Here is a 13,612-nt window from a genome sequence, read left to right as displayed (position 1 = left end):
GGCAGCCTATAAATAAAACCGATCGGTCGTAAAGATAGTTGTGGCTCACGACACAACGAGGTTGAGCTGCTTGTTCGACACTCCGACCGTGATCTGCTGCCCATAGCTGAGCACGAGATGATCGGTCTCGACCCCGTCGGCGAAGGCCACGAGACGTTCGCTCTCGCACGTGATCGTGAGCGCGTCCCGCGCGCTGATCCGGCCCGCGGTCAGCGTGGCACCCGTGCCGGGCGACGGCCAGGCCTCACGGACAAACCAGGCGAGCTCCATCGCGATCGGGGCGGGCAGTTCGGCCTGCATCGAGCGTTCGCCTGCGATCGAGACACACCAGCCGGTTGACCCCGTCCCGGTGCCCACGACGATGCCCGAAGACGAGTGCCGCTCCTGCCGGCCATCGGGAGTGGTCAGCAGATAACGCGAAGACTGATGACTGGAGTGTCCAATGTAGATCTCGTTGAGCCCGCTGAGGCGCTGACCGTCATCGAGCGTCGCCGTCGCCATGGCACGCTTTTGCTGCGCGGCCTTGCCGGACAGAACGCGAGGGAGCACCTTGCCCACCTCAGCGGGCGCGAAACAAGCGAGCACACCGGGATTGCGTCGCGGATCGGTGTTGATGCCGATGACCGGCTGTCCGTCGAGGTACTTCGCGACGTTGGCGACAAGGCCATCCTGGCCGACCGTGATCACGATGTCTTCCGGGGCGAAAAGGAAGCGCGGCAAGTCATCGCGGTCGACGTGGCCACGGCGCCAGTCAGCGGGCAGCGCGGCATTGATGGCATCGAGTGCCTCTTGTAACGAGGTGTGCTGACGTTGCACATCGGACACTTTGCGGCCGCGCTGCTTGAGAAAGTAGCCCGCGGCCGCACTCGTGCCGTGCCGGCTCAGGAGCTCATCGAGCTCGCTGCGCCGGGAAACGACGACAACCCTAGGAGCTAGCGTTGCCATTGAACTTGGCGAGCAAGCTCGTCACCACATCCGGCGTGACCGTGAGCTGACCGATCTCGGGCAGCTGCCCGGCAAACTCCTTGAGCGCCAACGACCTCAGCACCTCGGGCGGCAGATCACGATAGGCCGCGAGACGAGCCGCCTCCGCTTCAGCCTCCGCCAGACCGATCACCCGCACCGACGTCGCCTTGGCTTCAGCCATGGTGCGTTCTTGTTCGGCGGCGGCTTGGGCTCGTACGAGCTGGGCAGCCGCGTCAAGCTCGGCGGTCCTGCGGGCGTTCGCTCCACTTTGCTCAACCAGCTGCTGCTCACGCCGGGCGAGCTCAATCTTGCTCTGCAGCTCGTTTTCAGCGATCGCGCGCTCCTGCTCGACCGCTTGAGCACGGCGGGCATACGTCGCGCGGTCGGCTTCGACCTGAACGGCTTCACGGGTTGGCGTCTGCAACGCCCGCTCGAGTTCCGGTTCTGGCCGGATCGCCACGACCCGGGCGCTCACGACGTGGACGCCCAGATCACTGAGCCGCTCATCGCTAGCCAGAGCGGCTGACACCGCTTCGCGCACGGGAGCGACCGCGGTCAGCGCCTCGGCTAGTGGCTGGCGTGCCAGCAGATCCAGCGCGGGTTGCTGCGCCAGCTCGGCCAGCAGGGTGGCGATTTGGTCCAGGGGGCGGGCTCTCGCCGTACCCTTATGGGGGTCAATCGAGAAGTCCAATCTGGACGCCGCTGTCGCCGGGTCAGAGACGCGGTAAGTAACCGTCGCCTGGACCGTGAGATCGGAATAGTCGCTGCTGCGCGCGTGAAAGAGCAACGGCAGCTCGCGGTCGTCGACTGGGACTTCACTTAGCACAGCGGTGAGGGGCCGGTACCAGAATGCCAGCCCGGCCCCTTCACGCTTGACCTGTCCCTTGACCTGGTGGCGCACCCAGAGGGTGGGCGTGCCACGCAGGTGGCGCCAGAACAGGAGGCGGGAGATATCCGCCATCAGCCTGGTCTGCCGTAGCTGTGGATGTTTCCGCCGGAATCCATCTTGCGCATCTTGACGGGCACGCCCGGCCGAGACGCGTGAACGATCCAGCCGTCACCGGCATACATGCCGACATGATGGAGGTCGGAGTAGTAGAAGACAAGGTCTCCTGGGCGCAACTCGGACCGGCTCACCGACGCGACCACACCACGTTGCGCCTTGGCGTTGTGCGGCAGGCTAACGCCGGCCGCGAGCCAAGCCGACTTCGTCAGGCCCGAGCAGTCGAAACTGTCCGGTCCGTCGGCGGCGAAAACGTAGGGTCGGCCGATCTGAGCACAGGCGTACTTGATCGCCGTGCCCGCGGCACCACCGGGATAGGTGGTGGGGCAAGGCACGGGTGCTAGTTCGCCGATGCCACCGCCGTTGGCGTAAGCCTTGAGCCGCAACTGGTCCAGCTTCGCGATCTCATCCTTGATCACCTGAATGCGGGCCGCCTGCTCCTTTTCGAGGGCGTCCAGCTGAGCGATGATCGCGTCCAGGGGCTTCTTGGCTTCATCCAGCTCTTTCTTGGTCGCCAGGACATGGTCTAGGTGGCCGTTGAAGTGCCTGGCAACCTGGTCCATGGACTGGAGACGCTCGGCGAAGACCGTCGGGTCATTCGCGTCGAGCATGGCGCCGATGCCCGCGAGCGTTCCGCCGCGGTACAAGTAGTCGGCGTAGATGCCGACCTGGGTGCGGGTGGTGGCGACCTCGTCTTCCAGCGGCTTGAGTTTCGCCGTTAGCTCGTCGGCCTTCTTGCGCTCAAGGTCGAGCTTGATCCTGACCGCGTTGTGCTCTTCGACGGTGGGTTCGATCTGGTTCCACTTGGCGTCGATCTGTGCTTCGATCTCGGCCGGGGTGGGATCGGCGTAGGCATGGCCCGCGAATCCGAAGAGCAAGGCAAGGGTTGACAGGACCGTGAGCAGGGTCGTGCGTGCTGCGAGCGGCCTTCGCCGCGTGAGATGGCTACACACGGGGATTTACACTAGGCAGCCCCGTAACACGAATGCAACTCGCGGCTGGGTCAAACCCTAGCCAATACTGACAAAAACATCGTCAATCGTGCCGTGGAACTGGTCGTTGTACGGTCCGTGACCCTTGCCACCGATGCGCAATGGATGATCGTTCTCAATGGACAGTTCTATCGGGACAGACGCCACTCGCGCCTCACGGCCATCGATGAATAGAGTCAGCACGGAGCCGTTGCGCGCGCAAGCCAGGCTGTGCCACGTTCCGTCCGCGACGCCCTCGCGAGACAGCGCCACATAGCGGCCATTCGGTGTCGTAATGGCACAGCTCGGGCGGCCCTCCAGCCCGTCGACTTGAAGCTTGTACTGCGTTCCGTCGACGGAGAGCCCTTTTTGCATGACGTTGGCGCCGTCGCTCTTCTCGTTCATCATCATCTGCACCGACGCGCCCCAGTAGATCGGCTGGGTGCCCGGGTTAAGCAGACCCGCTTGCGCACTCTCCAGGATCACGCGAGGGCAGTCACGAGGCGTCACATCGCACACGAACGGGAAGTGGACCGCCCAGTCATCCCCACGCGGCAGCTGGATCAGCTCACCGCCCTGCATCGCGTCCTCGCGCAGCTGGAGCTGACGGCCACGGTCCCAGATCTCGCCGGTGATCCCGTTGGCAAAGTCGAAATACACGTCGATGCGGGCAGCCGCGGCCTCCGCCAGCGGGCGCGGCGGCGCAGCGCCCGCGCCACCGGCCAATACCCCGGTGACGATGAAAAGACTGGCTACCCTTGCAGCCCAAGCCATTCGCCGCACAAGGACCTAACGATCAATGCTCCTTTGTGGTCATGATCGCCGCAAGAACGTCATCAAGAGTGACGATGCCGAGCGGAACCGCTCCCCCAGAAACCAGCATCATGTGCCTTCGTTCCCGCCTCATGGACAGAAGCAGCTCCGCTAGCGACCGCTCCGGCGGGATGATCGCGAGTGGACGGATCACGTTGGCCGGGATCGGCTGCCGACGGGCTGCGCCTTCACGGCCAATCACGTCCTTGACGTGCACAAACCCGAGCACTTGGCGGGTCGTGCGCGCGATCACGGGGAACCGGGAACGGCCCGTCCTGGTCGCGAGCACCTCCAGCGACGCCGGTGAGGTGTCCTCGGTGACGGCCGTGACCTTAGACCACGGGACCAGAGCGTCGCTGGCGGTGCGCTGATTGAGCGCCAGGGCACCGCTGATGCGGGCGTGTTGTTCCGGGTCGAGCAGGCCCTCGGTGCGCGCCTGCTGCACGAGACCGGCCAGCTCCTCCGCCGTGAAGACAGTCTTGACCGAATCGGCCGCCTCGATCCGCCACAGCTTCAGCACCTTCTTGGCCGCCCACTTCATCGCCAGCAACAGCGGCTTGGTCGCGATGCAGAACGCGAGCATCGGCGGCCCGAGCCACAGCACGCTCGCCTCCGGCCCAGCCAGCGTGATGTTCTTCGGGACCATCTCGCCGACAACCGTGTGCAGGAACACCACGATCGCCAGCGCGATGATGAACGCCGTCGGGTGGATGGCCGACTCGGGCAAATGAATCGCGTGGAATAGCGGCTCAAGGTTATGAGCGATAGCCGGCTCGGCGATCGCGCCCAGGCCGATGCCACAGATCGTGATGCCGAGCTGAGCGCCCGCGATCATCAGCGGGATCTGATTCATCGCCGACAATGCCCAGGCGGCCATTTTGGACTCCCGCGCCTGTGGCTCGATGATCGTGCGCCGCGATGCGATCAGGGCGAACTCGGCTCCCACGAAGAAGGCGTTGCCGAGCAACAGCACGATGGTGATGACTATTTCCGTCACGAGTCCGCCTCGGTTTGCTCGACGAGGCGCACCTGTTCGATCCGGTGCTTTTCCATCTCGACGACGGTGAATTCCCAGTTGTTGTAGAGGAGACTCTCGCCGACCACGGGAATATGGCCGAGGCGAGCCATCACAAAGCCGGCCAAGGTTTCATACGGTCCTTCTGGTACGCGGAAGCCGGTTTGCTCTTCCAGCTCATCCTCACGAAGCATGCCGTCAACGAGCCAGGTGCGGTCTCCACCGGGCACAGTTACTTCGATGGACCCTGATTCCTCTTCGTCGGCCTCGTCGTGCTCATCAGCGATTTCGCCGACAAGCTCCTCGACGAGATCCTCCAAAGTGACCACGCCGTCCGTTCCACCGTATTCATCGACGACGATGGCCATGCTGGCAGCGCCGGTCCTCAGCGTTTCAAAGACTCCATCAAGATCAAGACTTCCTGGTACTAGGACCGGCTCGCGCGCGACCGTCGCCACCCTCGTGAAAGGACGGCGGTTCGGAGGGACCCCGAGCGCGTCAGTCAGCGAGACGACGCCGGTGACCGTGTCGAGTGTTTCCTCATACACCGGGAAGCGGCTGTGGCCGGAGTCGCGCACCACGTCGAAGAACTCAGCCACGCTCGTGTTGGCGGCCAGTCCCACGACATCAATGCGCGGCGTCATCGCTTCAGCCGCGCGCTTGTCTCCAAACCGGACGGTCCGTTGCAGGAGCAGGGCCGTTTCCGTAGGCAGCGCGCCCGCCTGGGCCGAGATAGCGGCGAGCAACCCGAGCTCCTCAGGCGAACGGGCGCTGGCCAGTTCCTCCTGTGGCTCAATCCCCAGCCGCCGGACCAGCCAGTTAGCCGAGTTGTTCAGCCCGTGGATGACCCACTTGAGGACCCGCGAGAACGTGCGCATCGGCCCGGCCGTGCGCAGGGCCGTTGGCATCGGGCGGGACAGCGCCGCGTTCTTGGGCACCAGCTCGCCGAACAGCATCGAGAACAGCGTCGCGATGGTCAGCGCGATGAGCTGGGCGACCCCGGCGCTGACCCCGAGCGGCTTGAGCAGATCAGCGAGCGCGGGCTGGGCCAGGAAACCTGTGAGCAGCGTCGTGATCGTGATGCCGAGCTGGGCCCCGGACAACTGAAAGGACAGTTCACGCAAAGCCTTGCGCACATTGCGGGCGCTGCGGTCACCGCTGGCGGCCCGGGAGTCGATTTCGGCTCGGTCAACCGTGACCAAGGCGAACTCGGCTGCCACGAAGAACGCGGTGCCCAGCGTGAGGAGCACGAAGAGCAGCAGCGGCAGAACGGTACTTAAAGCGTCGATGCGGGTTATTTTCTCATGCCTTTATGGAGCGCAGGAGGACGCTCGCGACATCGATGACCTCAACGTCCTCGGCACCCTTTGATGTCTTGGCGTCAAAGAGCATCGTCGAACAGAACGGGCAGCCCACCGCGATGGTCTTGGCACCGGTCGCCAGGGCCTCTTCGGTCCGCTCAACGTTGATCCGCTTACCGATGGTCTCTTCCATATACATCCGTGCGCCACCCGCGCCGCAGCAGAAGCTGCGCTCCTCTCGACGGCCCATCTCGGTGATGCCGCCTTGCGCCGCCTGGTTGAGCACCTCACGCGGTGGTGTGAACACGCGGTTGTGCCGGCCCAGGTAGCACGGGTCGTGATAGGTCAGTCCGCCCTCGATCGGCTTGACCGGCGTCAGCTTGCCGGTCTTGACCAGGTGGGCGAGCAGTTCCGTGTGGTGGACGACCTCGATGTCGAGCCCCAGCTCCTTGTATTCGTTGCCGATCGTGTTGAAGCAGTGCGGGCAGGTCGCGACGATCTTGAGAGCGCCGGACTCCTTGAGTGTCTCGACGTTTTGCTGCGCGAGCATTTGGTAGACGAACTCGTTGCCGATCCGCCGGGCCGGGTCACCGGTGCACGTCTCGTTATTGCCGAGGATGGCGAAGCTGACACCCGCCTCATTCAGCAACGTCGCGACAGCACGGGTCGTCTTCTTGGCCTTATCTTCGAACGCTCCAGCACAGCCGACCCAGAACAGGTACTCGAAGTCCTCAGCCTCGCCCACGCGTGGCACCGGGAACTCCAGTCCCTTGGTCCAGTCCTCACGGGTGTTGGGCGGGGCACCCCACGGGTTGCCCTTGTTCTCCAGGTTGCGCAGCATGGCGCCGGCTTCGGCCGGGAACGACGACTCGATCATGACCTGATAGCGGCGCATATCCACGATGTGATCGACGTGCTCAATGTCCACTGGACACTGCTCAACACAGGCGCCACAGGTCGTGCAGGACCACAGCGCGTCGTAGTCGATCACGGCGTTCTCGGCCGCCGTGCCAACCAGGGGCCGCTCAGCCTCAGCGGCCGCCAGGGCAACCGGGCTTCCGGTCGTGCCGATGGAGGGCAGCTTGGAGTCTGTGGCGCCCTGGAGCTTGGCGTAGGCGTGATCCCTCAGCGACAGGACCACCAGCTTGGGCGACAACGGCTTGCCGGTGTTCCAGGCCGGGCACTGCGACTGGCAACGGCCGCACTCGGTGCAGGTCGAGAAGTCCAGCAGGCCCTTCCAGGAGAAATCCTCCACTTTGGACACCCCGAAGGTGTCCTTGTCCGGGTCGGCTTCTTCCAGGTCGATCGGCTTGCCGCCCGACATCATGGGCTTGAGCGCGCCAAGGGCTGGGGCGCCATCGGCGTTGCGCTTGAAGAAGATGTTGGGGAACGCCAGGAAGCGGTGCCACGCCACACCCATGGTCACGTTCATGCCGATGACGATCGCCCAGATCATGCTGACGCAGATCTTGATGAGCGCGACGATCGTGATCGCGGTGGAGTTGGCCGGCATGACGGCGCCCAGCGCGTGCGACAGCGGGGTCGCCCAAACCGGATAGTCAAAGTGCTTGGTGGCAACGGACAGCGCCCGGATGATCAGGCCCAGGATCAGCACGGCCAGGATGATGTACTCGACGAAATAGCCCTGCCATTGGGTGCTGCCCGCGAACCGGGACCAGCGCTTCTTCGTCGGCAGGTTGGTCAGGCGGATCACGATCAGGGCGAGGATCGCGGCGATGCCAAGGATGGTCAGCCACTCGGTGACGAAGCCAAACACCACCCAGCCGTCTAGCAGCGGCAGACCAGCATGCGGGTCAACAACCTCGAAGTAGGCCTGGAGCACCAGTGAGCTCAACAGGATGAAGCCCATCATCACGAACCAGTGCGCCGCACCGACGACGGTCCACTTGAGCATCTTCGTGTGACCCAACGTCTCACGCAGCATGGTGATCGTGCGGGTGCCCCGGTCATTGGAACGCGTCGGGTCAGGCTGGCCCATCTTGATGACCTTCGTCATCTGCTGGACCGCTTTGACCACGTAATAGACCGCTACAGCAGTGATGGCAGCCGCGATAACCGTGCTGACGATCTGAACGGCGCCCATGCCGCGACCTTCCGACGTAGTTACTCGCTAGTAATATAAGTGCCTAACCTCACCTTAGGTCAACAGGGGGAGGCGCCACGCTTATGTGACCCAATAGACTTCGGGCTCCCTCATCCACGCTTTTGTTACCACGGGGAGATCCACCCTCATGTCACGACGCCTCCGCGTGACGGGTGTGCTCGCGGCTCTAGGTGCCGGAACGATGCTGCTCAGCGCGGCTGTTCCGACCCCAGGGCCCGCCACCTTCGCGCAACCGCGCCAGCCAGCCGCCGCCACCCGGGCGAACGCCCCGGTCCAGCCCGCCCGACCACCATCGGAGCCACCGCCGGGAGCACTTCCCGCCGACGCGGCCCTGTCCGACCTGAAGGCGCTAGCCAAAGGCGGAACGGCCGAAGTGGACCGCACCGGAACGATCCGCGGCATCACCGCCGCGCCCGGCAAGACCCTCGGCGACAACTCAGCTGCCTTCCTGACTCGCTATGCGGCGGCTTTCGGGCTGAGCAAGGGACACACGCTGGACAAGACGTCCACGGCAGGTCTGCCGGGCGGGGACGAAGTCACGCGGTACCAGCAGAAGATCGGTGGTGTGCCGGTGCTCGGCGGCGAGGTCATCCTCACGACCTCGGGCCAGGCCGTGCGCAGCGCTGTGGCCGACGCCGCCTACCTGAATCCCGTTGATGGCAAGCTCATCGGCACCGCCGCGGCACACGACAAGGCGGCCAAAGCCGCGGCCGCGCAGGGACTGACCAGCACGGTGACGGCCACGTCCGAGGTGTGGCTCTATCAGGCTCCCGGCCGAGGTGAGCTGCGCCCGACCTATTGGGTCAAGCTCGGCCAGCAAGGTGACGAGAACGAGACGGCGAGTGTGCTCGTGGACGGTCTCGATGGTGCCGTGAGCGCGGTCGCGCCCCGCCACCGCTCAGCCGGGAAGGACCGCATCGTCTGCGACCAGCAGAACCGCCGGTTCAACCTCAACTCACTGGGCGAATACAAGTGCACGAGCGCTTCGCTTCTCGGGGCGGAAATCTACGCCCGCCCCGAAGGCCAGGGGCCGTCAGCGTCGTCACAGGTCAACCAGGTGTTCGACCGCCTCGGCGTGGTTTACGACTGGTACTACAACAACTTCGGGCTGAACTCCTTCAACGGCAAGGGCGCCCAGATCCGGGCCAACGTCAACGGCTGCGACCTCGGCGGCAGCTGCCCCATGGTCAACGCGTTCTGGGACAGCAGCCAGTTCGTCTTCGGCCAGGGATGGGGAACCGATGACGTCGTCGGGCACGAGTTCACGCACGCCGTGACCGAGTACTCGTCCAACCTGTACTACTGGCACGAGTCGGGCGCCATCAACGAAGCCCTGTCGGACATCTTCGGTGAGTTCATCGACCTCGCCACGCCAGGCGATGGCACGGACGACACGAACAAGCGCTGGCACGTCGGCGAGAACATCCCGGCCAGCCCGTCGTATCCCTCCGGCGGCGCGATCCGCAACATGATGAACCCCAACATCTTTGGTGATCCTTCGACGGTTTACGGCTCCGGCTGGGTGAGCAGTGACACCGATGGAGGGGGAGTGCACAGCAACTCGGGTCCCGCGAACCGCTTGGCCGCGATGCTCTACGACGGCGCGCCAGGTGTCGCGGCGATCGGCCCGCAGAAGTCCGCGCAGCTGTGGTTCCGGGTCATGCACGTGCTCCCGTCAGGCGCCGATTACCGCGACCTCGGCGTGGCGATCAAGTCGGCCTGCCGGGACCTGATTGGCAAGACCACCACCCCAGCCGACTGCGACGCGGTCTCCACCGCCTACAGCGTCATCAGTCCGTCCACTCAGGACGCGATCAACGTGTGTGAGGACGGCTCGAGTTACGGCACCGGCCGCCTGCCCTCCGCGGTGCACTTCGCCGACGACATGGAGGCCGAACAGAACAAGTGGTACTTCAGCCACAACGTCCACTGGATCCGGCTGCCGCACGCGGATGCCCCCTATAGCTACGCCACCAGCGGCCAGAACGCGCTGAATGGCTGGGGAGCGGGATCCGGCAGCTCGGGCACGGGAACTTACATCGAGACCCGCGACTGGATCTCGATCCCGCCCGCGACCGCTGGAGTCACGCCTTGGGTTGGGTTCCAGCAGAGCCTTTACGCGTCCGGCTACTACGGATCATCCGGCGTCAAACTGCTGGTCAACGACGGCACCGGATGGAAGCCGCTAGAGATCGCGCCAAGCTGGGCCAGTGGCAACTTCATGAACGTGCCGACCCGTGGCTACCAGTTCACCCGGGCCAGCCTGGCCGCCTACACGGGCAAGTCGGTGCTGATCCGATTCGAGCTGTCGCGCGGCATCGGCCAGATTGTGGACTGGTACCTCGACGACTTCTCAATCGTCAGCTGCCACGCCAGCCTTCCGGGCGCACCTCAAGACGCCTACGCGTACAAGGACGGCACCGATCTCAAGGTCACGTGGAAAACCGCGCTCTATCAGGTCGACCCGGCCACTCCGGTCAACTACCACTTCGAACTGACCTACGATCCCCCGATCCCGGGCGCTCCGGCGACGTACCGGCCGGAGGCGGGCCAGAGCGGTGACCTGCGCCGGATGGTCGCTGTTCCGGGAGCTGACCTGAGCAAGAACTACCAGATCACCATCCGGGTCAAGCAGGACACGGGCGCGATGCTCCTGGGCCCAGCGACGACGATCTTCTGGACACCTTTCGCCCCGGCCAACTGCCCGAGCGGACCGGTGGAGACGTTCCTGCCGTCGCCTACAGGCAAGTGCATGGCAAACGTGGCCGTGCCACGGATGTAAATGGCAGCGCAACGGGCGGGCGGATCCATCGACCCACCCGCCCGTTGCGGTTTTCCAAGCTAAAGAGCTGCGCCTATTTCCACTTGGACAGCAACAGCAGGGACGCCACCATCGCGCCGAAGCCGACGGCGAGGTTCCAGTAGCCCCACGCGGCGACCGGGTATTCCTGCTTTGACAGGTAGTAGACAACCAGCCAGCCGATGCCGAAAACGATCAGCGCGACCGCTGTCGCGGGGAGCCAGACCGGGCTGGGGCGCTTGTCAGACGCGGCCGACGACGGCAACACGTCTGAGGGCGGCGTGTAAACCTTCTTCTTGCGAATCTCTGACTTCGGCACGGCTACTACTCCCGGGGTTGCCCGCTATGCATGCGGGCGGCGAATAATGTTCGAGAGCTAGCCTAGTCAAGACATTGGCTTTTGGCACGAAGGGGTTGTGGTGGAGTACACATCGGGCGGATCGTCTTGGCGCAAAGCGGTCGGACGGGCCCTTTCCGTACTTCGCCTCCGCCCGGTGAAGCGGACGTCGTGGGGCTGGGCGGTCCCCATCGTCGCCCTTGTCGCTGGCTTTCTGTTCACCCTGAGCGCCACCACAGCCGCCGGAACGGTGCTCCGGGAGGACCGCCGGCTGGAATTGGCACAGCTCATCGAGCGCAAACAGCAAGATGTGCACGATCTGGAGACCCGGGCGGCCGACCTGCGCGCTCAGATCGACGCGATGACCACGGAACGCGGCTCGACGGACAGCTCGGTGCTCGCTGAGCGATTGCGGGGCGATGCGCTGTTGCAGGCCGCGGGGCTGACTGAGCTGCACGGGCCAGGGCTGACGGTCCGCATGAATGACTCGCCGCGGATCACCGACGGGACGACGTTGCCCGATGCGGTCATCGACAACTACGTGATCCATCAGCAGGACCTGCAGGCCGTCATCAACGCGCTGTGGGCCGGGGGCGCCGAAGCGGTGACGATTATGAACGTGCGGATCATCAACACCTCCGCAGTACGGTGTATTGGCAGCGTGCTCCTCCTTGAGGGCAGGCCTTACACCCCGGAGTATGTGATCAAGGCGATCGGTGACCCTGAACGTATGCGCACCGCCCTGCAGCAGTCCAAAGGCGTAAAGGCTTTCGAGGACGCGGTGCGTGACTATGGCCTGCGCTACTCAGTTACCAACGAGGCTGACATCATTGCCCCTGCGTATCGCGGGTCTATCGATCTGCGTTACGCCAAAGTGCCGGAGCAGTGAGAAAGGTGGGATGGGCGTGAGTCGCCACCGGGCCCCCGACCCTGACGACGAGACGAGCATCTTTCCGGTGATCCGGGAGTCTGCTCCGGAACCTGCGGCTGACGAAACGGCCACGATATCCGTCTATGTCCCGTCGGATCCCACGATGATGCTGCCGTCGGTTCAGCAGAAGCCGTCGCCACGCCCGTCGTCGGACACCGCCCAGCCGATCCCGTCTGTCGTAAGTGGACGAGCGGCCGCCACCGACGAGACCAGCATGCTGGGCATCATCCTTCCGGCGCCGCCACCGGCCACGTTCGTGGAGCCCAAGGAACGCGATCGCTGGTCTGGCGATCCGGAGCCACCTCCCGTTAAGGCGATCAAGGACAAAGACAAGGACAGCTGGCGCAGCATCCACTCCGAGTACACGCGGACCACCGTCGGGTCGGTCATCCGCACGACGTTGCGCGGAACCGGCGAAATGCTGATCACCCTTGGCCTGGTGCTGCTTCTGTTCGCGGCTTATGAATACTGGGGCAACCCGGCGAAGGTCGACGCGCACCAAAACGAGCTCGCGCAGCAGTTTGATCAGCTGACCGCACCCGATCCCACGATCTCGCTCAACCCTGCCGCGTCCGCGAGCCCGGCACCTCAGGCCAGCGCGACACCCGGCCCGAACATGGCCAATGTGATTGGGCGCCTTCACATTCCACGCCTGGGCAAACAGTGGGTCGTCGTCGAAGGCGTTACGCAGGCCGACATTCGTTACGCCCCCGGCCACTACCCGAAGAGCGCCAAGGCTGGCCAGGAAGGCAACTTCGCGATCGCGGGACACCGCAACCGCGCGACGTTCTGGGACCTCGACTTGATGGAACCAGGCATGAAGCTTTTCTTCGAAACGGCAACCACCTGGTACACCTACGAAGTGGTCGAGAAGAAGATCGTGCTGCCGACACAGGTTGAGGTCGTCGCACCACATCCGCCAGGCCGGCCGGAGGCCGCGTTGATCACGCTCACCACGTGTAACCCGAAGCTGGACAACTACCAGCGGCTCATCGTGCACGGCAAGCTCACGGGCAGTCAGCCGCGAAGCGACGGCCGCCCCGACGGGCTGGGGGGCTGATGTACGCCTGGATCTGGCGGAAGCTGCCGTTTGGCTTGTGGGGCAAGCTCACCGGCTCGGTGCTGATGATTGGCGCCGTGTCGCTGGTGCTGTGGATGTTCGTGTTCCCAGCGGTCGAACCGATGCTCACGCCCTTTGATGACGTTCAGGTGGGCGATCCCAACTCGGGCTACAGCGATGTGTCGGATCCCTCCGGTGTCACGCCAAGCACCAACCCCGGCGACCACGAGATCCCTTATGAGACCACGGAGCCGACGATCTCGCCGTCGCCATCGAAACGGCGGTGACCA

General features: G+C 64.5%; 12 protein-coding genes. 4 read left to right on the top strand and 8 right to left on the bottom strand.

Translation table 11 applies throughout. The features are described 5' to 3' along the window. Window positions 1-45 precede the first annotated feature (45 nt). From A3E1_RS0121095 to A3E1_RS49195, 7 genes are read right to left on the bottom strand one after another with little or no spacing between them, the layout of a single operon-like run. On the bottom strand, window positions 46-945 hold the full coding sequence (locus A3E1_RS0121095; protein WP_020522785.1) for a diacylglycerol kinase catalytic domain-containing protein: 900 nt from the start codon (window positions 943-945) through the stop codon (window positions 46-48). Further along, a complete protein-coding gene (locus tag A3E1_RS0121090; protein WP_020522784.1) occupies window positions 926-1,927 on the bottom strand; it encodes an SPFH domain-containing protein in 1,002 nt (333 codons plus the stop codon). Before A3E1_RS0121090 ends, A3E1_RS0121095 begins: the two co-directional genes overlap by 20 nt. Then, window positions 1,927-2,922, bottom strand: a complete 996-nt coding sequence (locus tag A3E1_RS0121085; protein ID WP_020522783.1) for a C40 family peptidase — start codon at window positions 2,920-2,922, stop codon at window positions 1,927-1,929. Before A3E1_RS0121085 ends, A3E1_RS0121090 begins: the two co-directional genes overlap by 1 nt. Before the next feature lie 57 nt (window positions 2,923-2,979). Next, on the bottom strand, window positions 2,980-3,714 hold the full coding sequence (locus A3E1_RS0121080; RefSeq protein ID WP_020522782.1) for a LamG domain-containing protein: 735 nt from the start codon (window positions 3,712-3,714) through the stop codon (window positions 2,980-2,982). A 22-nt stretch (window positions 3,715-3,736) separates the two neighbouring features. Beyond that, window positions 3,737-4,750, bottom strand: a complete 1,014-nt coding sequence (locus A3E1_RS0121075; protein ID WP_020522781.1) for a hemolysin family protein — start codon at window positions 4,748-4,750, stop codon at window positions 3,737-3,739. Further along, window positions 4,747-6,036: a hemolysin family protein gene (locus A3E1_RS0121070; RefSeq protein ID WP_026208667.1), complete on the bottom strand. Its 1,290-nt coding sequence runs from the start codon at window positions 6,034-6,036 to the stop codon at window positions 4,747-4,749. The genes A3E1_RS0121075 and A3E1_RS0121070 overlap by 4 nt, the downstream gene beginning before the upstream one ends. Before the next feature lie 34 nt (window positions 6,037-6,070). Then, window positions 6,071-7,393, bottom strand: coding sequence for a (Fe-S)-binding protein (locus tag A3E1_RS49195; RefSeq protein WP_407637383.1), 1,323 nt, complete (start codon window positions 7,391-7,393; stop codon window positions 6,071-6,073). A gap of 928 nt (window positions 7,394-8,321) precedes the next feature. Between A3E1_RS49195 and A3E1_RS0121060 the strand changes: the two genes are divergently transcribed. Then, the gene (locus A3E1_RS0121060; RefSeq protein WP_020522778.1) at window positions 8,322-10,976 is read left to right on the top strand and encodes a M4 family metallopeptidase; all 2,655 of its coding nucleotides are present in this window, start codon (window positions 8,322-8,324) and stop codon (window positions 10,974-10,976) included. Between the two features lie 73 nt (window positions 10,977-11,049). Here the strand turns inward: A3E1_RS0121060 and A3E1_RS0121055 are convergent, their stop codons facing one another. Beyond that, on the bottom strand, window positions 11,050-11,313 hold the full coding sequence (locus A3E1_RS0121055) for a cell division protein CrgA (RefSeq protein WP_026208665.1): 264 nt from the start codon (window positions 11,311-11,313) through the stop codon (window positions 11,050-11,052). Window positions 11,314-11,488: 175 nt separating this feature from the next. On the opposite strand from A3E1_RS0121055, the gene A3E1_RS0121050 reads away from it, so the two are divergent. Genes A3E1_RS0121050 through A3E1_RS0121040 form a run of 3 tightly spaced genes read left to right on the top strand, consistent with a single transcriptional unit; the run spans window position 11,489 to window position 13,609 of the window. Continuing rightward, on the top strand, window positions 11,489-12,220 hold the full coding sequence (locus tag A3E1_RS0121050; RefSeq protein ID WP_020522776.1) for a DUF881 domain-containing protein: 732 nt from the start codon (window positions 11,489-11,491) through the stop codon (window positions 12,218-12,220). Window positions 12,221-12,236: 16 nt separating this feature from the next. Further along, a complete protein-coding gene (locus A3E1_RS41305; RefSeq protein WP_245571288.1) occupies window positions 12,237-13,322 on the top strand; it encodes a class E sortase in 1,086 nt (361 codons plus the stop codon). Beyond that, window positions 13,322-13,609, top strand: a complete 288-nt coding sequence (locus A3E1_RS0121040) for a hypothetical protein (protein WP_020522774.1) — start codon at window positions 13,322-13,324, stop codon at window positions 13,607-13,609. The genes A3E1_RS41305 and A3E1_RS0121040 overlap by 1 nt, the downstream gene beginning before the upstream one ends. The last annotated feature ends 3 nt before the right edge of the window (window positions 13,610-13,612 follow it).

Origin of the sequence: Catelliglobosispora koreensis DSM 44566, from assembly GCF_000379685.1 — a bacterium.
Taxonomy (GTDB): domain Bacteria; phylum Actinomycetota; class Actinomycetes; order Mycobacteriales; family Micromonosporaceae; genus Catelliglobosispora; species Catelliglobosispora koreensis.
This window is presented reverse-complemented; position numbering and strand designations above follow the sequence as displayed.

Coding starts and splice junctions, on each gene's coding strand:
- A3E1_RS0121095 (WP_020522785.1), bottom strand. CDS start 945: ATGGCAACGCTAGCTCCTAGGGTTGTCGTCGTTTCCCGGCGCAGCGAG.
- A3E1_RS0121090 (WP_020522784.1), bottom strand. CDS start 1,927: ATGGCGGATATCTCCCGCCTCCTGTTCTGGCGCCACCTGCGTGGCACG.
- A3E1_RS0121080 (WP_020522782.1), bottom strand. CDS start 3,714: ATGGCTTGGGCTGCAAGGGTAGCCAGTCTTTTCATCGTCACCGGGGTA.
- A3E1_RS49195 (WP_407637383.1), bottom strand. CDS start 7,393: ATGTCGGGCGGCAAGCCGATCGACCTGGAAGAAGCCGACCCGGACAAG.
- A3E1_RS0121060 (WP_020522778.1), top strand. CDS start 8,322: ATGTCACGACGCCTCCGCGTGACGGGTGTGCTCGCGGCTCTAGGTGCC.
- A3E1_RS0121040 (WP_020522774.1), top strand. CDS start 13,322: ATGTACGCCTGGATCTGGCGGAAGCTGCCGTTTGGCTTGTGGGGCAAG.